Below are 22,289 nucleotides of genomic sequence, written 5' to 3'. Positions count from 1 at the left end.
AGAATGAAGGATAAGAACCTTCCTCTCCGCGGCAGCGGCTAAGCAAGATCCCGGCGTTCAGGACGAAAACTCAGGGGTGCAACATGTGCAATGACGACGCCATCGTCAGCCCAACGCCTGCAATCTGTTCAAGTTGGGGGATTCTGGCAAGGTTAATCTTTTCGGGTTTCAGCATTCTCGACGCATCGCCTAAGAACTTTTCAGAGATCAATCCCATTTCAACACTTATTTCTTGTTCGCGCACACGCAACCTAGCTTCGCCCGCGAATTCGAAATCCAATTTCTCCGCGCTTGCATGGCGGCTGCCGTGTCGGGCATGATGCCTTATGGAACATTTCAGGCTAATGGCGAGATACATTCTGGCCCTGATCGCTATTTGCGCCGGCCTTCCCGCCAATGCGGAAATCTGGATCATTGCCACGCGGGCAAACAATATCCATTGCGAGATGGGCGATACGCCGGGGTCGACCCAGATGATGTGCAATATCTTCCGCAGATCCGGGCCACTTGCCCTCCCCAAACCCGCAGATTGCACAGCGCAGTGGGGCCACGCGTATTTCATCACCGACCGAGGGCCGGTTCAGATGCTATGTCTAGAGGAGCGATCGAATGACTGGCCGGGGAATGGTAAACTCGACATCGGCAAACCTTTGAAATTCGGCGGCGTCACATGTGCAGCAACCCGCAACAAGCTGAAGTGCAAGAACCTCGACGGCTATGGATTCTATCTGTCGCGCGGGGCCCAAGAGATTTTCTAAGTTGGCCAGAGCCATGTGACTTTGCGACCGATAGGATTGATGAATTCGCTTGGTCACGTGCAACGACACGCTGTGTTTTTTTGGGCCCGCACCGGAAATTTAGCTAAGGTTTCGCGGGTTCATAATATCGATCGAATTGCTGTCTGATCTTACTCAGTTTCGGATCAATGTAGGCGGTGCAAAAAGGCTTCTCGGTGTTTGACCTGTAGTAATCCCGAAACTGTTCCGGCGATAGTTTGAACCCGTCAAAGGGAAGCGTCATTGTGATAATGGAATTATCAAAGTCACATTGCGAGGCAATGATATGGCACCGAACCATATCTGCTTGGCTATCGGAATATACATACACCGCACTGCGATATTTACCGCGCATTTTGTGTTGAGATGTGCTGGCGTGCGTTCTCAAATGCACGTCAATCAACACCTGCAGCGGTATTACGTCCGGCTCGAAGGTAACGATAACGGCTTCCGAATAAGTGTCATGCGGGGCAAGGGATTTGATGAACCCCTGCTCCACTTCGGTGACGCCCCGAAGCGACTGGAACACTGCTTCCGTGCACCAGTGGCAGCCGCCGCCGAAGCCGATCTTCACTTGGTTGATTGAAATTCCGTCAGCGCAAAAACTGTTGATGCGACGCGAGTTTCACCCATCGGCACTTCCTGATGGACTGGCATTATTTCGAGCAACCCGCCCGATCCATTTTGAAAGCGGAGCCGCAGAGACGCCATGCAAAATGATCGACATGAAGACGGTCATCGAGACACAGGCGAGCAGTTCTTGTTCACCCAGGAAGTCGAATTCGTCCATCATGATGAGTGTAAACAGGATGGAAGCCAGGCCGCGCGGCCCGAACCAGCCCAGAAACAGTTTTTCCCGCAGGGCAAGGCCGGTTCCCAGAAGCGACAGCCAGATCGGCAACATTCGCACAACAGTCAGGAACAACGCGGCCAACACCACAGCTTCCCACGTCACGTGTTCTAATCCGTCCGGCAAGAGCAGCGCCCCAAAGACCAAAAATGCAAACATCGTAAGCAGTTGCCCGACACCCTCCATGAATTCCCCGATGAAGCGAATTTCATGCTTGTATGTATTGCCAAACACCATGCCCGCGACGAATGCTGCGATGAAACCGTTGCCCCCGACGATCTCCGCCCCGATGAAGGCGGAGAATGCCACGGCCAAAAAAGCGACCCCTCCCGCGGCTTCGGCCATAAGCTCATAGTCTTGGGCCGCATCCATGCTCTTGGCAAAAATCCAACCGAACGTGATGCCTACGATTGGCCCCAAAACAACTTGCAGCATTGCAGAGGACGCAAGCCCATCGGTATTGGCCCCCTCCAAACCCGCAGATGCCATGATTGCACCAAACAACACGAAAGGCAGCACCAGTCCGTCATTCAGCCCGCTTTCGACATTGATCGTCTGGCGCAGGCTTTCCGGCACATCAGGGCTAGAGACTACAGTCTGTCCCAGTGCCGCGTCGGTCGGGGTCAACACGGCAGCTGTCAAAAGCGCCATGGCCAGCCCGCTTTCTGGGTTGAGAAGATAGGCCACCATCATCCCTAATCCGATGGTGAGCGGCAACCCTATGATCAACATGCGTAACGGGGTTTTGAAGTTCCGGCGAAGAGTTCGAAACCGGACATGGCTCGCATCAGAAAACAAGACAAGCACTAGCGTAATTTCTGCCAAAAAGCGTTTGCCTTCAGCCAGTATCTCTGGCTCAGCCAACGCTTCGATTGGCCGAGCGCACAAGTACCCGATCACCATGAAGATAATAGGCAAAGTGACGATCGTCTTTGCGATTGCATTGGTGAGTAGCGAATAGATGAAGATGCTTGCCAAGACGGACAACACAATGAGGTCTGTAGACCAATGCAACGCTTCCATCTCAAGCCTCCAAAACGTGTGATGCACCCTGCTGCGACGGCTTATTCACTGCTGTGTAGCCAGCCGATTTAATCACCTGTCGAACAATTCCGTGAAATTCAACTCGAACGGGATCGCCCCGTCTGTTCTTACAACCAAAAGACGGGACGCGTCACGGACTAAGCAGATTAAGGAGTCCTAGGGATCAAGCGTCTTTGACAGGTAATCCATCAGCGCCCGCACGCGTCGGGGCTGAACTACCCCTGCTGGATAGACCATTTGCAGCGCATTTGGGTTCGGTGAGAACGCATCAAGGAGTGTGACAAGGGTGCCAGCCGCCAGATCGTGCCTCACGTCCCATTCGGATTTCAGCGCCACGCCCAGACCGTTCAGGCACCATTGCCGGATCACGTCGCCGCCGTCGGCAATCCGGTTGCCTTGAACACGGCAAGTTCGCTGTTTTCCATCAACGACAAAGACCCAATCCTGATCGGTGCTGCTGCCAAACCGCATGATCAGGCAATTATGATGGTCAAGATCATCAGGATGTCGGGGTACGCCGTTGCGTTTTAGATAGTCTGGGCTGGCGCAAATCAGGCGTTGATTGGGGCCCAGTTTGCGCGATTTCATCGTGCTATCAGATAATTCGCCGTATCGCAGGGCGAGGTCGATGCCTCGGCCGACCAGATCGATATACCCATCGCTCAGTGTCAGATCGACGGCAATTTCAGGATGTTGCAACATGAAGCTGTCAAGCAAAGGCACAATCTGGCTGCGGCCCAGATCGTTCGGTGCGCTCACATGAATTCTGCCAGATATCTTTTCGACGCCCAGCTTAATGCGGGCTTCGGTCTCTTCGGTTTCGGCCAGAATACGGCGCGCGCCTGTCACCAGCTCGCGGCCTTCGTCGGTCAGACTGAGCGAGCGTGTTGTGCGCGTCAAAAGCCGCGCGCCATAATGCGCCTCAAGGGCTGCCAGCCGGTCCGTCACGGTCGCGGGTGACAAGCCGACCTCACGGCCAGCCGCCGCCAACCCCCCTTTTTCGACGATCTTTAAGAACAATTTGAGGTTTTCGATCAGCATTTGACTTTCATTATACGGTCAGAGCAAATTATCATTTCACATTTTGATCAATTATGCGGCGAAATCGCAAGTGTTAGTTGATGCCCAACCAAAGGAGGGCATTATGCACCTTGATCACATCACCCTGCGCACACGCGATCTGGCTGGAACACGAGCGTTCTTTCTGGAGGTCTTTGACGAACTGGAAGAACGCGACCGGCCTAAAGCGATCCATCGAATCCCCGGACACTGGCTCTATGCGGGCGACAAGCCGATCGTTCACCTGATCGGCGCGCGTGGCTACGGGACAGATACCTCCGCCGAAGCCTTCGATCACGTCGGGATCTACCTAGACGGCTACAAGACGTTCCGCGCCAAGCTCGACGCTCTCGCGATCCCGTATTCCACCATGGATCTGCCCGAGATTGAAGAGCGACGTTTGTTCTTCCGAACGCCATCCGGTCCCCTTCTGGAGGTCGTGTTCACTGAACCCACGACGCCGCACGGCACCCCAATTATCTGATTTTTCTTCTGTTCCAGGAAAGGAACATCCCATGTCACTAAAATCGAGCATGCCGCTGCAGGTCTGGATATTGACCTTAGCCGCCTTCGCTATAGGCACCGCAGAATTTGTGATCGCCGGTATCCTCACCCAAGTCGCCGAAAGCCTGAACATCTCGGAAGGACAAGCCGGCCACCTAATTACGGCCTATGCGCTGGCCATCGTCATCGGCGGGCCAATCCTTACTTTGTGGCTGGCTAGATACCGCAAGCGGGTGGTCCTGATCGGGCTGATGGCGTTGTTTGTCGTCTCCAACCTGATCACGGCGTTCTCGACCGACTACACAACTTTGATGATCAGCCGTGTAATGGCCGGTCTGACACAAGGTCCGTTCTACGGGATCGGTGCTGTCGTTGCGACGCGTCTGGTGTCCGAGAAAATGGCCGGACAGGCTGTGGGCCAGATGTTTGCAGGCCTGACCCTTGCGAATGTTCTGGGCGTGCCTGCTGGCGCATGGATTGGCAACATCTATGGCTGGAACGTCACGTTCGTCGCTGTCGCCATCCTCGGCGCATTGGCCGCTACTGCCATTGCGTTCGCCATTCCGACACAAGGGGCAGAAGAACCAAAATCCGTACGCTCCCAGCTCGGAGCATTCCGGGACCCGCAACTGATCGCCAGCTTGATGATCACCACGCTGGGCTGGGTTGGGTTCATGACCTTCTATGGCTATATCGCGCCAATCGCCGAGAACATTGCAGGCTTCGAGCGGTCATCGCTGACCTGGATTTTGGTCATCGTCGGCTTGGGCCTGGTCTTAGGCAATACGTTAGGCGGCAAGACTGCTGACAAGAACCTAAGCGCTTCGCTGATCGGCTGGCCCGCCGCAATGATCGCCTCGCTAGTCGTTGTCGGACTGGTCGCCTCGCAACCCTATCTGTTCGTTGCCGCCGCCTTTGTCTTCGGTGTCGTCTCCTTCGCCAACGTGCCACCGATGCAAATGCGGGTCATGAAACACGGCGGCGACGCGCCGGAACTTGCGGCAACCGCCAACATCTCCGCCTTCAACATCGCCAACGCCTTGGGCGGGATCATCGGCGGGATCGTTGTCGATAGTAGCTATGGAGCAAGCTACATCCCTTTTGCCGCCACAATCGTGCCCGCACTCGGGTTAGCCTTCATCATCTGGCAAGAGCGCAAATCGTCCTCTCCTACCTTCACAGTTTAATTTGATCAAAAGGAACACCCCCAAGAAAGCCGTCGGATTTACACATTACTTGCCCGTGCAGAACGCCAATTCGTTTCTTAATCTAGACATCAAAACACAAACACCCAAGAGGCGCGACATTCTGATTGCCGTCGAAGCTGTCGCGGTAAGCCCGGTCGACAACAAAGTGCGCGCACCGAAGGACAAGATCGAGGACACCCGCGTATTATCGGGTACGGCGCATCAGGCGTGGTTGAGGCTATCTGCCCTGAAGCGACGCTCTTCAAGCCCGGAGACGAGGTGTATTATGCGGGCGACATCACACGCTCCGGCACCAACGCAGAATTCCACCTTGTCGATGAAAGCCAAGACTTCGCCCCGCCCACCTTAATCAGGATAAAAAAGCCCACAAAGTCGCTAACTTTGTAAGGCTTTTCCTTTGGATTGAGATTCCTAACCTTGATGTCGCTGAGAAGCATTGTGGGGGTACGCACTTTTTTCAAACTTCATCGCACCCCCAAATCTACCCCCTTTGTGGGGAAACGCAGTCGAATGTGAAAAGACGGCGCTGGACAAACGATCTCGATAAACCTCTTATAAACAAGGCTCAATCGAATGTCATCGGACAAATCTGGATACTGAAATGGTGCCCCCACACGGACTCGAACCGCGGACCTACTGATTACAAATCAGTTGCTCTACCAGCTGAGCTATAGGGGCACTGGGCGCGCTTATAATGCGATGGGATGTGATTTCGCAAGGCCGTAAATGAAACATTTATCCCCTCAATTTGCTTTCACGTTTGATTGCCCGCCGACAGGTCGGTAAACAGGCGTGAACCCGCAGACATTCGCAAGGCCTCGCTCGCATGGAAATCGTTCTACACGTCGGCGCGCACAGCACGGACGAAGATAACCTTCTGAAATGCCTTTATAAAAACAAGGCGACCCTTGGACAGCGCGGGATCGTTATCCCGGAGCCCTCGCGTTACCGGCCGGCCATCCGTGAAACCATGCAAGCCTTGGTGGGCGATGTCGCCCCGATCGAGACGCAAGAAGCGTTGCTTGATAGCATCATGGACGAAGACCAGGCGGAACGTGTCGTCCTAAGCCATGAGAGCTTTTTCTGTGTGCCGGGACGCAGTATCGGCAATGGTGAGTTTTATCCAACAGCCAGCTTTAAGGCCGCCAGATTGCGCAACCTATTTTCGCGTGAGGACGTGCGGTTCTGCATTGCGGTGCGTAACCCCGCCACCTTCATTCCAGCCGTGTTTGAGCGCGCTAAAGACCCCAATTTCGAGCATTTCCTCGATGGGTCCGACCCGATGGCGCTGCGATGGTCCGGCCTTATCACGCGCATCCGGTCCATGGTGCCGGACGCCCCCATTACTCTGTGGTGCAACGAGGATACCCCGTTGCTTTGGCCACAAATCCTTAAGGCAATCGCCGGCACAGATGACGGTTACCGGTTCGAAGGCGTCAATGATTTCCTCGGCACGATAATGGGCCGCGGTGGATTGAACCGTTTGGAAAGCTATCTGGAAACCCATCCGCCCCAGACCGAAAACCAGCGGGAACGCATCATTGCGGCTTTTCTCGACAAGTTTGGCGCGGCTGCGTTGGAGCAGGAAATTGACCTTCCCGGCTGGACCGAGGCGTATGTGAACCAGCTTTCCGAGTTCTATGACAGGGATCTGGAATTGCTTGATGCAATGCCCGGCGTCACGTTCTTGACGCCTTAGGCCACCTACATTCCAAGCGCTTCTTTATACAGTTCCAGAACGGCCTCTTCTTCCGAGATATCCTGCGGATCACGCTTACGCAGCGCCATCACCTTCCGCAGCACCTTGGTGTCGTAGCCACGACCTTTCGCCTCTGCCATTACCTCTTTTTGCGCTTCGGCGATGTCTTTTTTCTCCTGATCAAGGCGCTCGTAACGCTCGACGAATTGGCGCAGTTCATCTGCGGTGACACGGTAGGTGCTATCGACGACGGAGGTGTCAGACATTGGCGTGGTTCCTTGACGCTTGAATGGATCAGAGCCCAAGGGGATACTAAGCCCCGCCCCCGCCTTCAAGGTGCAAACGGTTGCGACATGCGCCGGAACGGGCTAGGCCACCGCCACAGACACGAAGGAGCGTACACCATGTCCAATCTGATCCCCCTCGGGGCTGTGATTACAATGATGGGTCTTCTTGGCCTGATCTGGTGCATCTACAAAGTCGCGCGCGCGCGCAAGCAGGGTCTCAGCGACGAAGAGTTGCGGGCTGTCATGCAAACGACCGTCGGATTGAACCTTGGGGCGCTGCTCTTGTCGGCGGTCGGCCTAATGATGGTCGTGCTGGGAATTATCCTTGCCTGAGGCCTAGATCGAGCCTGCTTCAACCATAAAATTGTTCGCCGTGCACATTGCCGCGTCGTCGGACGCCAGAAACAGCACCATGCGCGCCACATAGATCGGGTCGATAAGGTCAGGCAGGCATTGACGGGCGCGGTGCTTTTCTATGGACTCGGGCGTGACCCACAATTCCTTCTGTCGCTCTGTCATGATCCATCCCGGCACGACGGTGTTCACCCGAATACGGTGGTCGCCCAAATCGCGGGCCATCGTGCGGGTCAGGCCGTGCACTGCAGATTTGGCGGTCGCGTAGGCAGGAAAACCGCCTCCCGCCTCCATCCACGAGTTTGACCCCAGATTGATGATGCTCCCTTGTCCGGCCTCGATCATGCCCGGCGCCACGGTTTGGATTGCAAAGAACATGTGACGCAGGTTGTTTTGCATGCGTTCGTCCCAATACTCCGGTGTCACGTCGCGCCAGTCATGGCGGTCGTCGCGGGCGGCGTTGTTGACCAGAACGTCAAACGCACCGAGTTCCTCAGCCACTGATTCAATCGCCGTTTGCATCGCTGAAATATCGCGCAGATCGCACAAGGCATGGGACGCGCCAGTTGCTTGCGACAGCTGAGCACTTGCCTCCGCATCCCGGTCCAGAAAGGCCACCTTCGCCCCCTGATCTGCAAAGGCCGCAACCGTCAACGCCCCTATCCCCGACGCGCCGCCAGTTACCAAAACACGTTTGTCTTTGAGGCTGGGGTAATTGGCGAAGTCGGACATGGGAGAGCTCCTTGTGGTGTGTGCTTGCGAAGGTCGAAATCTGACGTCACACTCCCGCGCAAAGGGAGAATATGCAATGAGCAAAGAACGTGTGGGGTTCGTAGGAGTGGGCCTGATGGGGCACGGGATGGCCAGCAACATTCTGGCGGCTGGCCATCCGTTGACGGTCATCGCGCATCACAGCCGCGCTGCGGTAGAGGATCTTGTCGGACGTGGGGCTTCCGAAGTCGGTGATCTGAAGGCCGTCGCCCGCACTTCAAGTGTTATCCATATTTGCGCCCCCGGCTCCCCGCAGGTCGAAGCCATCGTGGCCGACATGCTGCCCGCCATGACCAAGGGTACGGTTGTCGTCGACTGCTCCACCTCTGATCCGGGGTCAACGGTCAAGCTGGCCGAACAGCTTGCAGCGCAGGGTTGCCATATGGTCGACGCGCCGCTTGGCGGTACACCCGTTCAAGCCGAGGCGGGTCAGCTCGCGACCATGGTCGGTGCGGCGGATGACATATTCGGCCGCGTCAAACCGATCTTGGAGACATGGGCGGGCGCAGGCGTTGTCCATCTTGGCGCTCCCGGCAAGGGTCATCAGATGAAGCTGCTGAACAATTTTCTAGCGATGGGTTATGCCGCGATGTATTCCGAGGCGCTGGCCCTCTCCGAAAAAGTCGGCATTTCCACCGCGCAGTTTGATAGTGTCATTCGCGGCTCGCGCATGGATTGCGGCTTCTACCAGACCTTCATGGGCTACGCTTTGGACGGCAACCGAGAGGCTCATAAGTTCACTCTAACCAACGCCTTCAAAGACATGCGCTATCTGGCGTCTATGGCTGACGGGGCGGGACTTGCCAACCCGATTGGTGGCGCGGTGAAAAACAGCTTTGCTATGGCGGTAAACACGGGCGGCGACGGGTCCGAGGACTACGTGCCACATCTGGTCGATTACGTCGCCAAAGCGAACGCGGTCACCAAGGCCTAGCTGGCATTCAGCTCGGCGAATTTCTGGCGCTCCTGCGCCAGCATTGTCAACACGGGCGCGGCCCCCCAAAGCGTCGGCTCTTCGGGTGCCAACACCGACAGGCGTGAGGCGATGATTGACGGCGTGGTCGCGTCTGCATCCATCATCGGGCCGCCCCTGCTGCGCGGGTAGCCAAAGCCAAGCATCATGACGACGTCAATGTCGCTGGGGCGCGCCGCCACGCCTTCGCCCAACAAGCGCGCACCTGCGTTCACGATGGCCAGCAATATGCGGTCGCGAATGTCACGGTCCGAGAACGTGCGCGGGGTGATCCCCTTTTGTGCACGGTGCTCCGCAATCAGTTTCAGCACGTCGCCATTCGGCACGCCTTGGCGTTGCCCTTCGGCGTAGATGTAGTAGCCGCGATTGGATTTCTGCCCCAGCCACCCCTGCTCGACCATCTTGTCGGCAATCTCGACATACCGCGCATCGGGATCGCGCGGCTTGGTCTGGCGACGAGCATAAGCAATGTCGAGGCCAGACATGTCCGCCACTTGATACGGCCCCAATTGAAACCCGAACGACCGCATCGCTCCGTCGATCTGCGCCGGCGTTGCGCCGTCTTCCAGCATAATGTCAGCCGCGTGGCGGTAAGCCTCAAGAATGGAATTACCAATATATCCTGTCCCGAACCCGGCATGGACCCGCGCCCGCACAGGTGTTTTCCCCAAAGCCCGCACAAAGCCCTGCGCCGTCATCACAGACTGGGCCGAAGCGGTGTCATGCACCCCGACCTCAACAAGCTTGTTGACCTGCGCCGGTGCAAAGAAATGCAGCCCGACGGTGTCTGCGGGACGCCCGCTCGCCGCGGCGAGGGCAGCTAGGTCCAGATAGGAGGTGTTCGTAGCAATCACCGCGTCCGGCTTCGCCAGCGCGCCAATCTCTGCCAGCATTTGCGATTTGAGATCGAAGTCTTCCGCAATTGCCTCAACAATCAAATCCGCCTCGCCCAACGTGTCGAGCTTGTTGGTCAGTTGCAAATGCGTCAGGGCAGCAGCCCCCTGCGCCTCCGACAACCGCCCCTTGGCGACGGAACGTTCGTAATACGCGCCGATGCGCTCCAGCGCCGCGTTCACACCACTTTCGCCCTGCTCGACCAAGGTGACCGCAAACCCGCTTTGCAGCGCGGCGATGGCGATACCAGCCCCCATCATCCCGCCGCCGACGATTGCCACACGGTCTACCTGCGCTGGCTTGGCCTCAGTTGCTTCGGGGAACTTCGCGGCGGCGCGCTCTGCGAAAAATGCGTGACGCAGGCCTTCGCTTTCTCGCGACGCGATGCAGTCCTCGAACGCGGATCGCTCCACGTCCAAACCCGTCTCCATCGGCAGCAGCAAAGCGGCCTCGACGCAATCGACAATCTTGTGCGGTGCGAGCGCATTTGCGCCCAATTCCATCGTGACCTGTTCACGACGCGCCGCAACCGACGCCATATACCCCGCGCCATCGGCAAGATGCGTCCGGTTGGCGCTGGTCGGTCGCGTTACAGCAACGGAGCGGGCATAATCCACGGCCTCCGTGCGCAAATCATTGTCGGTGACCAGGTCGATCAACCCCATCTCGGCGGCAATGCCCGCGCCGACCTGATTGCCCGAAAGCATCATATCAAGCGCCAGTTCCGGGCCAATCAACCGGGGCAGCCGCTGCGTGCCCCCGGCCCCAGGAAGGGTGCCAAGGTGAATTTCCGGCAATCCCATTCGGGCAGATTTTGCCGCGATGCGGTAATGCGCGGCCATCGCAAGCTCCAGCCCGCCACCCAGCGCGGTTCCTTGGATGGCCGCCACCACAGGTTTGCGCGCCCGCTCGATCAAATTGCACAGTTGTCCCAAAGACGGCTCTTGCGGCGCCATGTCGAATTCGCGGATGTCTGCCCCCACCGGAAATGTGCGGCCATTGGCGGCAATCACAACCGCGTCGGTTTGCTCATGCGCCACCGCGGCGTTTAAAGCGGCGGCAATTCCGCGGCGCACAGCGACCCCAAGCGCGTTGACCGGCGGGTTCTCGATCACAATAAGCGCGACATTGCCTTGGCGCTCGAGCCGGACGGGGTGTTTTGGGGCCTGTTTCATATGGCTTTTTCGCTTGGTTCATGAGCGATGTCTACTGCCTGTTTGATCAGCACCGGTATCGCAGCCGCGTATTTTTGTGCGGCCTCAGGATTTGAGGCATTTCCCCCCTGCGCCCGCGCCACGACACCTTGCAAAATAGCGGCCAGACGGAAGTAGCTGAACACCAGATAAAACGGCCAGTTTGCGGGCGGTGCGATCCCGCGCTTGTCGCAATATCGCGCTACATAGGCGCGCTCCGAGGGCAGGCCCAAGCTTTCGCGGTCCAGTCCGCCCAACCCGCGCATTCCGCCCTCATAGGGCAATCGCCATTGCATGCATTGATACGCCAGATCCGCCAGCGGGTGCCCCAAGGTGGACAATTCCCAGTCCAGCAAGGCAATCACCTCCGGCGCATCTTGCGCAAACATCATGTTGTCCAGCCGGTAGTCCCCATGCACCAACGCCACCTGCCCGTCATCGTCGGGCAAATGCAGCTCCAACCATGCCATGATACCTGTCATCCCGCGATCCGGCGTATCGACAGAGGCAAGGTATTGCCGCGACCAGCGATCAATCTGCCGTGCAAAGTAATTCCCCGGCTTGCCGAAACTGCTCAGGCCCACGTCAGCGACATCGACGCTATGTAACGCCGCCAGCGTATCGGCCATCGCGTCATAGATCGCACCACGCTCGTCCGGCGATAGGTCAGGCAAGCTCGGGTCCCAGAAGATGCGACCCTCCAGATATTCCATCACAAAGAAGGCCCGCCCTAACGGAGATGCTTCGTCCGTCGCTAGATGCAGCATCTTCGGCACGGGAACAGGGGTCTGGGCCAAGGCTGCCATGACCTCGAACTCCCGCTCGACCAGATGCGCGGATTTCAGCAGAACGCCCGGAGGTTTTGACCGCAGCACAAAGCTGCCCGTGTCGGTCATCATCTTGTAGGTCGGGTTTGATTGACCCGTTCCGAATTTCTCAAAACGCTTGATAGCCCCTAACTCCGGCATCTGCGCGGCAAGGTAGGGGTTCAAGCTGGCAATCATTGAATCTGTGGTCCCGCCCATATGCCGACATTACCCCGCTTTGCGCGATTGACAAGCGTCGCTCTGCCGCCGACCCTCTGCACAAATCTCAGGAGGCACATTATGGATTTAGGGATCAGCGCCAGACTGCGCCCCATCCGCGACGCGGTGATTGAAATGGTACGCGATGACATCGCGCCTCTTGATGCCGAGTATTTCGCTGAAGTCGAGGTCGGCGATCGCTGGGACCTCACCCCGCGCCAAAGCGAGATCATCGAAGGGTTGAAAACCAAGGCCAAGTCCGCTGGCCTGTGGAACCTGTGGTCCCCCGTCACAGGCCACGCGCTGTCCACCGTCGAATACGCCTATCTGGCCGAGGAAATGGGCAAGGCCCACCTCGCCCCCGAAACCTTCAACTGCAACGCGCCAGATACTGGCAACATGGAGGTGTTCGAGAAATACGGCTCCGACGCTATGAAGCAGCAATGGCTTGCTCCCTTGCTGGCTGGTGAAATCCGTTCCGCCTACCTCATGACCGAACCCGATGTTGCCTCCTCCGATGCGACCAACATTGCGCTGTCCTGCGTGCGTGACGGCGACGACTACGTCCTTAACGGCGACAAGTGGTGGGCCACTGGTGCGGGCGATCCACGCTGTGCTGTCTACATCGTCATGGTGCGTACAGTTCGGGATGGGCCGAAACATGCGCAACATTCGATGATCGTCGTTCCATCCGACGCGCCCGGTATCGAGAAGCTCCGCGCGATGGAAGTTTACGGCGACGACGAGGCCCCGCACGGCCACATGCATATCCGCTTCACTGATGTCCGTGTGCCTGCCGAAAACATGCTGCTGGGCGAAGGGCGCGGGTTCGAGATTTCCCAAGGCCGTCTTGGCCCCGGCCGCATCCACCACTGCATGCGTGCCATCGGCATGGCCGAAAAGGCGCTGGAACTGATGATCCGCCGCTCGCTATCGCGCGAGGCGTTCGGCAAGCCCCTCGCCCAGCTTGGTGGCAATTACGACTACATCGCCAATGCCCGTATGCAGATCGAGCAGGCCCGCCTGCTCTGCCTGAAAGCCGCGTGGATGATGGATCAGGGCGACGCCCGCGCCGCCGCCCCGTGGATCAGCCAGATCAAGGTTGAGGCCCCGCGCATCGCACTGGAAATCACCGATCAGGCCGTGCAAATGTTCGGCGCGCAAGGTATTTCCCAAGACACGCCGCTTGCCCGCCAATGGGCGCATCTGCGCACGCTGCGCCTCGCAGACGGCCCCGATGCCGTGCACCGTCGCCAAGTGGCCCGCGCCGAGCTTCGCAAATACACGCAGGAGAAAGTCTGATGCCCGAACTTCGCTACACCGCCAAAGACACCACCTGCGTGGGCTATGTCGCCTACCCGAAAGGTGCAGGACCGCACCCCGTCGTCATGGTCACACCCGCTTTTGGCGGCTTGGATGACTTCGCCCGAGGGAAGGCCGATTGGCTGGCAACCTTGGGCTACATAGGCTTCGCGGTGGACTATTACGGCGAGGGCCGCACCGCCCGCGACGAGATGCAAGCCACCGAGATGATGCATGTCCTGCAAGCTGACCGCGCGACACTCTTGGTGCGGATGCAGGCCGCGCTGGACACCGCTCACGCCCTACCCGACGCGGACAAATCGAACATTGCGGCCATTGGTTTTTGCTTTGGCGGCAAGGCGGTTCTGGATCTCGCCCGCTCCGGTGCCAAACTCGCAGGCGTCGTCCCGTTCCACGGCATCTTTGACGCGCCGCCCTCGGGCTGCTCCAAGATGCACACGTCTGTTCTGGTGCTGCATGGCTGGGACGACCCGCTCGCCACGCCGGATCAGGCAGTTGGTCTTGCCAAAGAACTCACCGAGCATTGCGACGACTGGCAGATGCTGGCCTTCGGCCATACCAGCCACGCCTTCACCAATCCGGCTGCGCAAAGCCCCGAGGCTGGCATGGCCTTTGCAGCGTCCTCCAACGACCGCGCCTTCGCCGCACTGCAAGCCTTCCTCGAAGAACGCTTCGCACAAAGCTAGACGCGCGCCTCAACCCGAAGTAACTGGTAGCCATGGATATTCGCACACTCTCCCCCGACTTCGCCGTAACACCTCAAATTCACATCTCGGACATCGAGGCGATCAAGGCCGAAGGCTTCACTCACATCATCTGCAATCGCCCCTCGGCCGAAAGCGCGCCCGGCGATAAACCCGACGAGATCGAAGAGGTTGTACTAGCCGCTGGCTTGACCTTTTGCGACAATCCCGTCGTCATGGGCCAACTTACCATGGACAATGTCGAGGCCCAGAAGGCGGACGGCAAAGCGCTCGCTTATTGCGCCTCAGGCACACGTTCCGCTATCGTCTGGGCGTTGGCGGAGGCGGGCAAACAACCCACCGCCGATATTCTGGATGCGCTCGACAAGGCAGGCTTCCCGATGCCGCAGCTTGGTCCCCAGATCGACGCACTTGCGAAAGGCTAGCACATGGATGATCCGCAACATCGCTGGCACGACATGGGCGGCGAGGCCGCTGGCCCCGTCCCGATGGATGGTCACGATTTCGCCATTTGGGAAAAGCGCGTGGATGCGCTGGTAATTCTTGGCCAGCAACGCGGCCATTTCACCGTCGACGGTCTGCGTCGCGCGCTGGAGGACATGGGTGAGCAAGCGTTCGAGAGCATGACCTACTACGAACGCTGGGTCGCTGCCCTCAACCAGAACCTGATCGAGGCCGGCGTCTACACGCTCGAAGAACTCGGCACCAAGATGGAAGAGATCAAAGCCCGCGGCGACACCTATGGCGCGGTGCAATCGTGACCCTGTCGCCCGGCACCAAGGTCCGCATCAAAACCATGTCGCCGCTTGGCCACATCCGCACGCCGCACTATCTGCGCGGCAAAACCGGCGTGGTGGAGCGTGTTCTAGGTCCGTTCAAAAACCCCGAACAGCTGGCCTACATGGTCCCTGCCCCAACGCGCACACTGTATCGGGTCCGCTTCGAGATGGGCCATATCTGGCCTGACGCCGAAGCCCCGCAAGACACACTGGACGCCGAAATCTACGAGCACTGGATCGACCAAGATGCCCCATGATCATCACGACCATGACCACCTGTCCCCCTCCGGCCATCCTTACCGCAAGGATAATGACGGGGCGCTGACCTATTGGCAGACGATGGAAATCGCCATCCGCGAATTGATGGTCGAAAAGGGCGAGCTGACCCCCGCGCAAATCCAAGCGCAGATCGACGCAATGGACGATCGCTCCCCTGCGAACGGGGCCGCAGTGGTGGCCCGCGCATGGACTGATCCCGACTTCAAGACACGCCTGCTGGACAACGGCTCCGACGCCGCCCGCGAAATGGGGTTCGACATCGGCCCGATGCATCTGGTCGCCGTCGAGAATACCGCCGACACCCACAACTTGATCGTCTGCACCCTGTGCTCGTGCTACCCGCGCAACCTGCTGGGCCTGCCGCCTGACTGGTACAAAACCCGCGAATACCGCTCCCGTGCGGTGCGCGAACCCCGAGCCGTCTTGCGCGAGTTTGGCGTTGATTTGCCCGCAAACACCACGCTGCGGGTCCACGACAGCACCGCCGACATGCGCTACATCGTGCTGCCCGCACGCCCCGATGGCACCGAGGATATGACCACCGAACAATTGGCCGACCTCGTCACCCGCGACAGCATGATCGGCACCGGCCTGCCTAAAGCGCCCTGATGGCGGAAAACAACGTCGCCCGCGGCATCGCCTTGATGATCGCGGCCACCCTCATGTTTACCCTAATGGATGTCTGCGCCAAGGCGCTCTCCACCCGCGTCGACACCGTGCAAACCCTCTGGGCGCGCTACACCGTGCAAATGGTGCTGGTCACGCTGATCGTGTCGCCGCGCCTGCGATCCGTCGTCCACACGCAACGCCCTGGGCTACAGGTCTTTCGCGCTATCGTGCTGCTTGGGACCACAGGATTTTTCTTCTTCGGCTTCAAGAAGATGTCGCTGATCGAGACCACGGCCCTCATGCAAACCGCGCCTATTCTCATCATGATCGGCGCTGCGGTTTTTCTGGGCGAGACCTTCGGCATTCGCCGCGCGGTCGCGGCAGCCGTGGCCCTGATAGGCGCCATGATCGTGCTGCGCCCTGGCACCGACGCCTTCACCCCCTACGCGTTGCTGACCCTTGGCGGGGTCATCTGCTATTCGACCTACGCGCTCGCCACCCGCTACGCCGGGCGCGGTGAGGACGTGTGGACCTCGCTGTTCTACACTGGAACCGTCGCCACGCTTGTTCTGTGCGTCATGGTCCCGTTCTTCTGGCAACCGCTAGAGGCCTCCGATCTGCCCTACATGCTCGGCGTCGGTCTTCTTGGCACCATGGGGCAATTGCTGCTGATCCGCGCGTTGTCCATGGCCCCCGCGTCGCTCCTTGCGCCCTTCACCTATGTGGCGCTGATCTTTTCCAGCGTCTGGGGCGTGGTGTTCTTCAACAACTACCCCGACGGCCCCGTCTATATCGGGGCGCTTGTTATCGTCGGGGCCGGGCTTTATGTCTGGCATCGTGAAACACGGGTTAAAACCAGCTAACACATGGCATTAGGCAGCACAGCAACAGCGCGCCGCGGCGTGGGCGAATTCGTCTCCTATCTGGCCATTCGTGGCGTGATCGGCGTCGCACTCGCTTTGCCCTATCGCTGGCGGGTGCCACTGGCGGGCTGGATCGTGTCGCGCATCGTGGCTCCCTTGGCGGGCTATTCCAAACGGGTGCGCGAGAACCTCGCCTATGTCTGCCCAGACATGCCGCAAGCCGAGGTCGACCGCCTCGCCCGCGCTGTTCCCGACAATGCTGGCCGCACACTGATCGAGATATATTCCGGCAAAGGCTTCACCGACCGCTTCAAGCACGCGCCCCTCACGGGCGAAGGTGTGGCGGCACTTCGCCAAGCGCATGCAGACGGGCGACCCGTCGTCCTCGTCACAGGCCATTTCGGCAATTACGATGCCCCGCGCGCGGCGCTGATTGCAGCAGGGTTCAACGTCGGTGCGCTTTACCGTGAAATGAACAACGGGTTTTTTAACCCGCATTACGTCGCCGCCATCAGCAAGGTCGGCACGCCGGTCTTTCCACGCGGGCGTCAGGGGTTGGCAGGATTGATCAAATTCCTGCGTGGCGGTGGCATGGCAGGCTTTCTGGTCGACCAATACATGTGGGACGGCGAGGATTTGACCTTCTTCGGCAAGCCCGCCCCGACGGCCTTGTCCGCGGCAGATCTGGCATTGAAATACAACGCTTTGGTCATTCCCGTTTACGGCATACGCCAACCGAACGGTCTGGATTTCGAGGTCGTCTGCGAAGCCCCCATCCCCCATTCGACGCCCGTCGAGATGACACAAGCCCTCAACGACTCGCTAGAGGCTTTGGTGCGCCAACACATGGATCAGTGGTTCTGGATTCACCGCCGCTGGAAGCCCGAGCAGGCAGAGGTCCGTCAGTCGACCCGCGCCGCAGCCAAGATGGGGCCGGACGATCCGTCCTGAATAAGAACCACCGCCGGATGATCCCCCGGCGCGTCCGCCTGCATGTTCAAGTCGGCATCACCGTTCCAGCCACCGACCGAAACCATGCTTTCCACCACATTATGGTAGGTCACATCCTTGCCCGCGTTCTCGCCGGAGCGAATACTGACAACCCGTTCGCGCATATAGCGCACGACTTGAACCAGCATGTCGCTTGGCACATCACCCGTCCGTTGGGCTGAAATTTGCAAAGCGCCAGAGCCATCACGGCTTAGCTTCAACGAAACCACATCCGGTGCGTTCTTGTGCTGGTCAATGAATTTGGCCAGTTGCATGGCCTTCGTGCCAACGATCTGATCCGTGCCACCAATGACCATCTGAGGCGTGTAGATCATCGTGCTTTTGGCCGCGCGGGCGTAGCCGCGCTGTCGCGCCGTGTGTGCGGGATCGGCAAATTCATCGACCCAGCCAAGGTAGTCCCAATAATCCACATGCAGGCTCAACGCGATGACGTCTTCGCGGTCTGCCAACTCGCCCAATATCGCGTCAGCTGGTGGGCAGGACGAACAGCCTTGCGACGTGAACAGCTCCACCACCACCGGTCCGCCGGCTAGGGCTGGCGCGGTGCTGGCTAGGGTCAAAGAAGCAAGTGCGGCGGCGGTTAGGCGTTTGATCATATCAATCTCGGAATTCCATGTGCGACTTCTCTTTATCTAGGCTGTCACTCCATCGCGCGCCAATCAAGCCTTTGCGAGCACGTCGTCAGAGCCATCGCCGTGTGGCTTGCATATAAGTTTCGGCCTCGGCCCCAAACACCGCGCGAAGGGAGGCTTCCTCCGGCACAATAAAACGCCTGTTGATGAGGACAACGAAGAGCGGGATCAGGATCAGGCACAAAAATTGCCCCCGCCCTACGACTGCGGCGGCCAGAATAATCGCCATGCCCACATAGATCGGGTTGCGCGACAGTTGGTACGGCCCCTCAACGATCAGGTTTTGGGGCGTGTGATGTGGCTCGATTGTGGTCTTGCGCAGCCAGAACCAAACCGCCGACCACGCGATCAACACCAGTCCGATGGCGATCCCGCCCCAACTCACAACGTCAAGCAAGGGAGCATCCACGCGCCATGGCAAAAAGCGCGCGGCCAGCCAGTTCACCCCCATAAACAATAACAGCCAAATCGGTGGTAGGTCGGGGAAATTCTTCATGCGTTGATACTGCCTCCAGCGCCGCTCGGAAGAAACCCTTGCCGCATAAAAAAGGCCCGCCGCGACGGTCTCGCGACGGGCCGAATTTTCAACTCAGATGCTTAGGACACAGCCAAGTCACGCAGCACGTAGTGCAGAACACCACCATGCTCGATGTATTCCTTCTCGATTGCGGTATCGATCCGGCATTTCAGCGTGATGTTTTTCACCGTGCCATCGGCCATGGTGATTTCGCAAGGCACGTCGGATAGCGGCTTCAAATCGCCTTCAAGGCCAGTGATGTTCACAGTCTCGTCGCCAGTTAGATCCAGAGATTTGCGAGTGTCGCCGCCGGTAAACTCGAACGGGATCACCCCCATACCAACAAGGTTGGAGCGGTGAATACGCTCGAAGCTTTCCGCGATCACAGCCTTAACACCCAGAAGCGCGGTGCCTTTGGCAGCCCAGTCACGCGAGGAACCAGCGCCGTATTGCTCGCCCCCGAAGATAACCAGCGGTGTGCCTTGCTCTTGATACGCCATCGCCGCGTCAAAGATCGACGCTTGCTTGCCGTCTGGCCCTTTGGTGTAGCCACCTTCGACGCCGTCCAGCATCTCGTTCTTGATGCGGATGTTGGCGAACGTGCCGCGCATCATGATCTCGTGGTTACCACGGCGCGAGCCGTAAGAGTTGAACTCGCGCGGGGCAACCTGACGCTCGATCAGATACTGACCCGCAGGGCTGCTTTGCGCAAACGAGCCCGCCGGGGAGATGTGGTCGGTCGTGATCATGTCGCCCAGAACGGCCAGAACTTTGGCCCCCTTCACGTCCGTGATCACGCCCGGCTCTGCCGACATATCCTGGAAGTATGGCGGGTTCTGCACATAAGTGGATGTCGCAGGCCAGTCATAGGTCAGGCTGTCGGTTGTCTCCACGCCCTGCCATTTTTCGTCACCCTTGAACACATCGGCATATTTTTCGCGGAACGCTTCGCGGGTGACGGTTTGCTCGACCAGATCCGCGACTTCCTTGGAGGTTGGCCAGATGTCTTTCAGGTAGACGTCATTGCCGTCCTTGTCTTGGCCCAGCGGGTCCTTCGCGATGTCGATATTCATGTCGCCAGCCAGTGCATAGGCCACAACCAGCGGCGGCGAGGCGAGGTAGTTCGCACGCACGTCGGGGCTGATGCGCCCCTCGAAGTTGCGGTTGCCTGACAATACGGACGTTGCGATCAGGTCGCCCTCGTTGACGGCTTCGGACAGTTCCGGTGCGATGGGGCCGGAGTTGCCGATACAGGTAGTGCAGCCGTAGCCCACAAGGTTGAAGCCGATGGCATCCAGATCCTCTTGCAGGTTTGCGGCTTCCAGATAGGCCGAAACCACCTGAGAGCCCGGCGCCAGCGAGGTTTTCACCCAAGGCTTGCGCGTCAGACCCAGCGCACGCGCCTTGCGTGCCACAAGCCCTGCCCCGATCATCACATAAGGGTTCGAGGTGTTGGTGCACGATGTAATCGACGCAATCACGATGGAGCCGTCATGCAGGCGGTAATCCTGACCTTTAACGGCGTAGGATTTGTGGTGACCCACATCACCTGGGATGTGCGCAGGTGCCGGTTGTCCGCCCTCGCCCGTCCATTCTTTCTTCTCGTCCGTCGGCGCGCTTTTCTCGGGGCGCTGTCCTTTGATGTATTCGCCGAATGCTTTTGCCGCTTGATCAAGCGCGATGTAGTCCTGTGGACGTTTCGGGCCGGAAATCGCTGGCACGATAGTGCTCATATCAAGGCTCAGCGTGTCGGTGTAGATCGGCGCGTAATCCGCACCGCGCCAGAAGCCGTTCTCTTTGGCGTAGGCTTCAACCAGCGCGATGGTCTCTTCCTCGCGGCCGGTATTGGTGAGGTAGCGCAGCGTCTCGTCATCAATCGGGAAGAAGCCACAGGTCGCGCCGTATTCCGGTGCCATGTTGGCGATCGTCGCACGGTCCGCCAGCGGCAGATTGTCGAGGCCCTTGCCGTAGAATTCTACAAACTTACCAACCACACCCTTTTCGCGCAGCATTTCAACGACTTTCAGCACAAGGTCAGTGCCGGTGGTGCCTTCGACCATGGCCCCCGTCAGCTCGAAGCCCACAACTTCAGGGATCAGCATGGAAATCGGCTGGCCCAGCATCGCGGCCTCGGCCTCAATGCCGCCAACACCCCAGCCCAGAACAGCAGCGCCGTTAACCATGGTGGTGTGAGAGTCGGTGCCGACCAGCGTATCGGGATAGGCCACCATCTCGCCGCTTTGGTCCTTGTCGGACCAAACGGTCTTGGACAGATACTCAAGGTTCACCTGGTGACAAATACCGGTGCCGGGCGGCACAACGCGGAAGTTGTTAAACGCGGACTGGCCCCATTTCAGGAAGGTATAGCGCTCCATGTTGCGCTCGTATTCGCGGTCGACGTTCATCTGGAACGCGCGCGCATTGCCAAACTCGTCAATCATGACCGAGTGGTCAATGACCAGATCAACCGGGTTCAGCGGGTTAATCTTCTCAGGATCGCCCCCAAGGTTTTTCAACCCGTCACGCATCGCGGCCAGATCAACCACGGCAGGCACGCCGGTGAAGTCTTGCAGCAGGATACGGGCGGGGCGATATGCGATTTCCTTGGGGTTCTTGCCGCCTTGCTTGGCCCAGTCCGAGAACGCCTTGATGTCATCGACATGAACCGTTTTGCCGTCCTCAAACCGCAGCATGTTTTCCAACACCACTTTCAACGCTGCGGGCAGTTTGGAGAAGTCGCCCAAGCCAGCTTCTTCAGCCGCCTTGATCGAATAATAGGCGAAGGTTTTGCCACCGGCACTTAAGCTGCGGCGGGTCTTGGCGGTGTCTTGTCCGACGACGATAGGCATAGCTGGGACTCCCGTTTTGATATGGAAAGTGAATTCTGGAGCGGTCATGCCCCAAGTTTTTCAGGCGATCAAGGGGGCATAACGTC

The 22,289-nt window shown here is 58.6% G+C and carries 26 protein-coding genes and 1 tRNA gene; 15 read left to right on the top strand and 12 right to left on the bottom strand.

The genetic code is table 11. The features are described 5' to 3' along the window. Window positions 1–70 precede the first annotated feature (70 nt). Entirely contained in the window at window positions 71–358 is a 288-nt protein-coding gene (locus BUB72_RS03435; RefSeq protein ID WP_139250604.1) for a hypothetical protein, read from the bottom strand. On the opposite strand from BUB72_RS03435, the gene BUB72_RS03430 reads away from it, so the two are divergent. Beyond that, complete coding sequence (locus BUB72_RS03430; RefSeq protein ID WP_073140742.1) at window positions 345–758, top strand: DUF6636 domain-containing protein; 414 nt, start codon at window positions 345–347, stop codon at window positions 756–758. The genes BUB72_RS03435 and BUB72_RS03430 overlap by 14 nt on opposite strands. Window positions 759–861: 103 nt before the next feature. Here the strand turns inward: BUB72_RS03430 and BUB72_RS03425 are convergent, their stop codons facing one another. The 3 genes from BUB72_RS03425 to BUB72_RS03415 form a co-directional block, all read right to left on the bottom strand. Beyond that, the gene (locus tag BUB72_RS03425) at window positions 862–1,350 is read right to left on the bottom strand and encodes a peptide-methionine (S)-S-oxide reductase (protein ID WP_245814710.1); all 489 of its coding nucleotides are present in this window, start codon (window positions 1,348–1,350) and stop codon (window positions 862–864) included. A 51-nt stretch (window positions 1,351–1,401) separates the two neighbouring features. Continuing rightward, window positions 1,402–2,649 (bottom strand): cation:proton antiporter, encoded by a 1,248-nt coding sequence (locus tag BUB72_RS03420; protein WP_073140736.1) that lies wholly within the window; start codon window positions 2,647–2,649, stop codon window positions 1,402–1,404. Between the two features lie 177 nt (window positions 2,650–2,826). Further along, complete coding sequence (locus tag BUB72_RS03415; RefSeq protein WP_073140733.1) at window positions 2,827–3,711, bottom strand: LysR family transcriptional regulator; 885 nt, start codon at window positions 3,709–3,711, stop codon at window positions 2,827–2,829. Between the two features lie 103 nt (window positions 3,712–3,814). Between BUB72_RS03415 and BUB72_RS03410 the strand changes: the two genes are divergently transcribed. From BUB72_RS03410 to BUB72_RS19025, 3 genes are all read left to right on the top strand, one after another. After that, complete coding sequence (locus BUB72_RS03410) at window positions 3,815–4,213, top strand: VOC family protein (RefSeq protein ID WP_073140730.1); 399 nt, start codon at window positions 3,815–3,817, stop codon at window positions 4,211–4,213. Between the two features lie 31 nt (window positions 4,214–4,244). Then, on the top strand, window positions 4,245–5,420 hold the full coding sequence (locus tag BUB72_RS03405) for an MFS transporter (protein WP_073140726.1): 1,176 nt from the start codon (window positions 4,245–4,247) through the stop codon (window positions 5,418–5,420). Window positions 5,421–5,648: 228 nt separating this feature from the next. Continuing rightward, complete coding sequence (locus BUB72_RS19025; protein WP_245814707.1) at window positions 5,649–5,828, top strand: hypothetical protein; 180 nt, start codon at window positions 5,649–5,651, stop codon at window positions 5,826–5,828. Window positions 5,829–6,043: 215 nt separating this feature from the next. On the opposite strand, the gene BUB72_RS03395 is transcribed toward BUB72_RS19025, so the two are convergent. Then, a tRNA-Thr gene (locus BUB72_RS03395) sits at window positions 6,044–6,119 on the bottom strand. Window positions 6,120–6,267: 148 nt separating this feature from the next. On the opposite strand from BUB72_RS03395, the gene BUB72_RS03390 reads away from it, so the two are divergent. Then, window positions 6,268–7,140 carry a hypothetical protein gene (locus BUB72_RS03390; RefSeq protein WP_073140723.1) on the top strand — a complete coding sequence of 291 codons (873 nt, stop codon included), beginning with the start codon at window positions 6,268–6,270 and terminating at the stop codon, window positions 7,138–7,140. Between the two features lie 5 nt (window positions 7,141–7,145). Here BUB72_RS03390 and BUB72_RS03385 read toward each other — a convergent pair whose 3' ends face one another. Then, a complete protein-coding gene (locus BUB72_RS03385; protein WP_073140719.1) occupies window positions 7,146–7,406 on the bottom strand; it encodes a DUF2312 domain-containing protein in 261 nt (86 codons plus the stop codon). A 138-nt stretch (window positions 7,407–7,544) separates the two neighbouring features. On the opposite strand from BUB72_RS03385, the gene BUB72_RS03380 reads away from it, so the two are divergent. Then, the gene (locus BUB72_RS03380; protein WP_073140716.1) at window positions 7,545–7,760 is read left to right on the top strand and encodes a hypothetical protein; all 216 of its coding nucleotides are present in this window, start codon (window positions 7,545–7,547) and stop codon (window positions 7,758–7,760) included. A 3-nt stretch (window positions 7,761–7,763) separates the two neighbouring features. On the opposite strand, the gene BUB72_RS03375 is transcribed toward BUB72_RS03380, so the two are convergent. Continuing rightward, window positions 7,764–8,513 carry an SDR family NAD(P)-dependent oxidoreductase gene (locus BUB72_RS03375; protein ID WP_073140713.1) on the bottom strand — a complete coding sequence of 250 codons (750 nt, stop codon included), beginning with the start codon at window positions 8,511–8,513 and terminating at the stop codon, window positions 7,764–7,766. Between the two features lie 76 nt (window positions 8,514–8,589). Here BUB72_RS03375 and BUB72_RS03370 point away from each other — a divergent pair, with 76 nt between their 5' ends. Beyond that, a complete protein-coding gene (locus BUB72_RS03370) occupies window positions 8,590–9,486 on the top strand; it encodes an NAD(P)-dependent oxidoreductase (protein ID WP_073140710.1) in 897 nt (298 codons plus the stop codon). Here the strand turns inward: BUB72_RS03370 and BUB72_RS03365 are convergent. Both BUB72_RS03365 and BUB72_RS03360 read right to left on the bottom strand, forming a co-directional pair. After that, window positions 9,483–11,594: a 3-hydroxyacyl-CoA dehydrogenase NAD-binding domain-containing protein gene (locus BUB72_RS03365; RefSeq protein WP_073140706.1), complete on the bottom strand. Its 2,112-nt coding sequence runs from the start codon at window positions 11,592–11,594 to the stop codon at window positions 9,483–9,485. The genes BUB72_RS03370 and BUB72_RS03365 overlap by 4 nt on opposite strands. Next, on the bottom strand, window positions 11,591–12,637 hold the full coding sequence (locus BUB72_RS03360) for a phosphotransferase family protein (RefSeq protein WP_073140703.1): 1,047 nt from the start codon (window positions 12,635–12,637) through the stop codon (window positions 11,591–11,593). Before BUB72_RS03360 ends, BUB72_RS03365 begins: the two co-directional genes overlap by 4 nt. Before the next feature lie 81 nt (window positions 12,638–12,718). Between BUB72_RS03360 and BUB72_RS03355 the strand changes: the two genes are divergently transcribed. From BUB72_RS03355 to BUB72_RS03320, 8 genes are read left to right on the top strand one after another with little or no spacing between them, the layout of a single operon-like run. Then, window positions 12,719–13,939 (top strand): acyl-CoA dehydrogenase family protein, encoded by a 1,221-nt coding sequence (locus BUB72_RS03355; protein ID WP_073140699.1) that lies wholly within the window; start codon window positions 12,719–12,721, stop codon window positions 13,937–13,939. Further along, window positions 13,939–14,646 (top strand): dienelactone hydrolase family protein, encoded by a 708-nt coding sequence (locus tag BUB72_RS03350; protein ID WP_073140687.1) that lies wholly within the window; start codon window positions 13,939–13,941, stop codon window positions 14,644–14,646. The genes BUB72_RS03355 and BUB72_RS03350 overlap by 1 nt, the downstream gene beginning before the upstream one ends. 32 nt (window positions 14,647–14,678) lie before the next feature. Then, the gene (locus BUB72_RS03345; protein ID WP_073140684.1) at window positions 14,679–15,089 is read left to right on the top strand and encodes a protein tyrosine phosphatase family protein; all 411 of its coding nucleotides are present in this window, start codon (window positions 14,679–14,681) and stop codon (window positions 15,087–15,089) included. A gap of 3 nt (window positions 15,090–15,092) precedes the next feature. Beyond that, entirely contained in the window at window positions 15,093–15,425 is a 333-nt protein-coding gene (locus BUB72_RS19160; protein WP_073140680.1) for an SH3-like domain-containing protein, read from the top strand. Next, on the top strand, window positions 15,422–15,700 hold the full coding sequence (locus BUB72_RS19155) for an SH3-like domain-containing protein (protein ID WP_073140677.1): 279 nt from the start codon (window positions 15,422–15,424) through the stop codon (window positions 15,698–15,700). Before BUB72_RS19160 ends, BUB72_RS19155 begins: the two co-directional genes overlap by 4 nt. Continuing rightward, window positions 15,690–16,331 (top strand): nitrile hydratase subunit alpha, encoded by a 642-nt coding sequence (gene nthA / locus BUB72_RS03330; RefSeq protein WP_073140674.1) that lies wholly within the window; start codon window positions 15,690–15,692, stop codon window positions 16,329–16,331. Before BUB72_RS19155 ends, nthA begins: the two co-directional genes overlap by 11 nt. Continuing rightward, window positions 16,331–17,194 carry a DMT family transporter gene (locus tag BUB72_RS03325; protein ID WP_083588551.1) on the top strand — a complete coding sequence of 288 codons (864 nt, stop codon included), beginning with the start codon at window positions 16,331–16,333 and terminating at the stop codon, window positions 17,192–17,194. The genes nthA and BUB72_RS03325 overlap by 1 nt, the downstream gene beginning before the upstream one ends. A 3-nt stretch (window positions 17,195–17,197) precedes the next feature. Continuing rightward, on the top strand, window positions 17,198–18,145 hold the full coding sequence (locus BUB72_RS03320) for a lysophospholipid acyltransferase family protein (protein WP_073140670.1): 948 nt from the start codon (window positions 17,198–17,200) through the stop codon (window positions 18,143–18,145). On the opposite strand, the gene BUB72_RS03315 is transcribed toward BUB72_RS03320, so the two are convergent. The 3 genes from BUB72_RS03315 to acnA all read right to left on the bottom strand — a co-directional run bounded on the left by BUB72_RS03315 (window position 18,097) and on the right by acnA (window position 22,203). After that, window positions 18,097–18,801 carry a DUF1223 domain-containing protein gene (locus BUB72_RS03315; protein ID WP_073140667.1) on the bottom strand — a complete coding sequence of 235 codons (705 nt, stop codon included), beginning with the start codon at window positions 18,799–18,801 and terminating at the stop codon, window positions 18,097–18,099. The genes BUB72_RS03320 and BUB72_RS03315 overlap by 49 nt on opposite strands. 85 nt (window positions 18,802–18,886) lie before the next feature. Next, window positions 18,887–19,333 carry a methyltransferase family protein gene (locus tag BUB72_RS03310; RefSeq protein WP_073140663.1) on the bottom strand — a complete coding sequence of 149 codons (447 nt, stop codon included), beginning with the start codon at window positions 19,331–19,333 and terminating at the stop codon, window positions 18,887–18,889. A gap of 101 nt (window positions 19,334–19,434) precedes the next feature. Then, window positions 19,435–22,203 (bottom strand): aconitate hydratase AcnA, encoded by a 2,769-nt coding sequence (gene acnA / locus BUB72_RS03305; protein WP_073140659.1) that lies wholly within the window; start codon window positions 22,201–22,203, stop codon window positions 19,435–19,437. Between the last annotated feature and the right edge of the window lie 86 nt (window positions 22,204–22,289).

Origin of the sequence: Litoreibacter ascidiaceicola, assembly GCF_900129235.1 — a bacterium.
Lineage (GTDB): Bacteria > Pseudomonadota > Alphaproteobacteria > Rhodobacterales > Rhodobacteraceae > Litoreibacter > Litoreibacter ascidiaceicola.
This window is presented reverse-complemented; position numbering and strand designations above follow the sequence as displayed.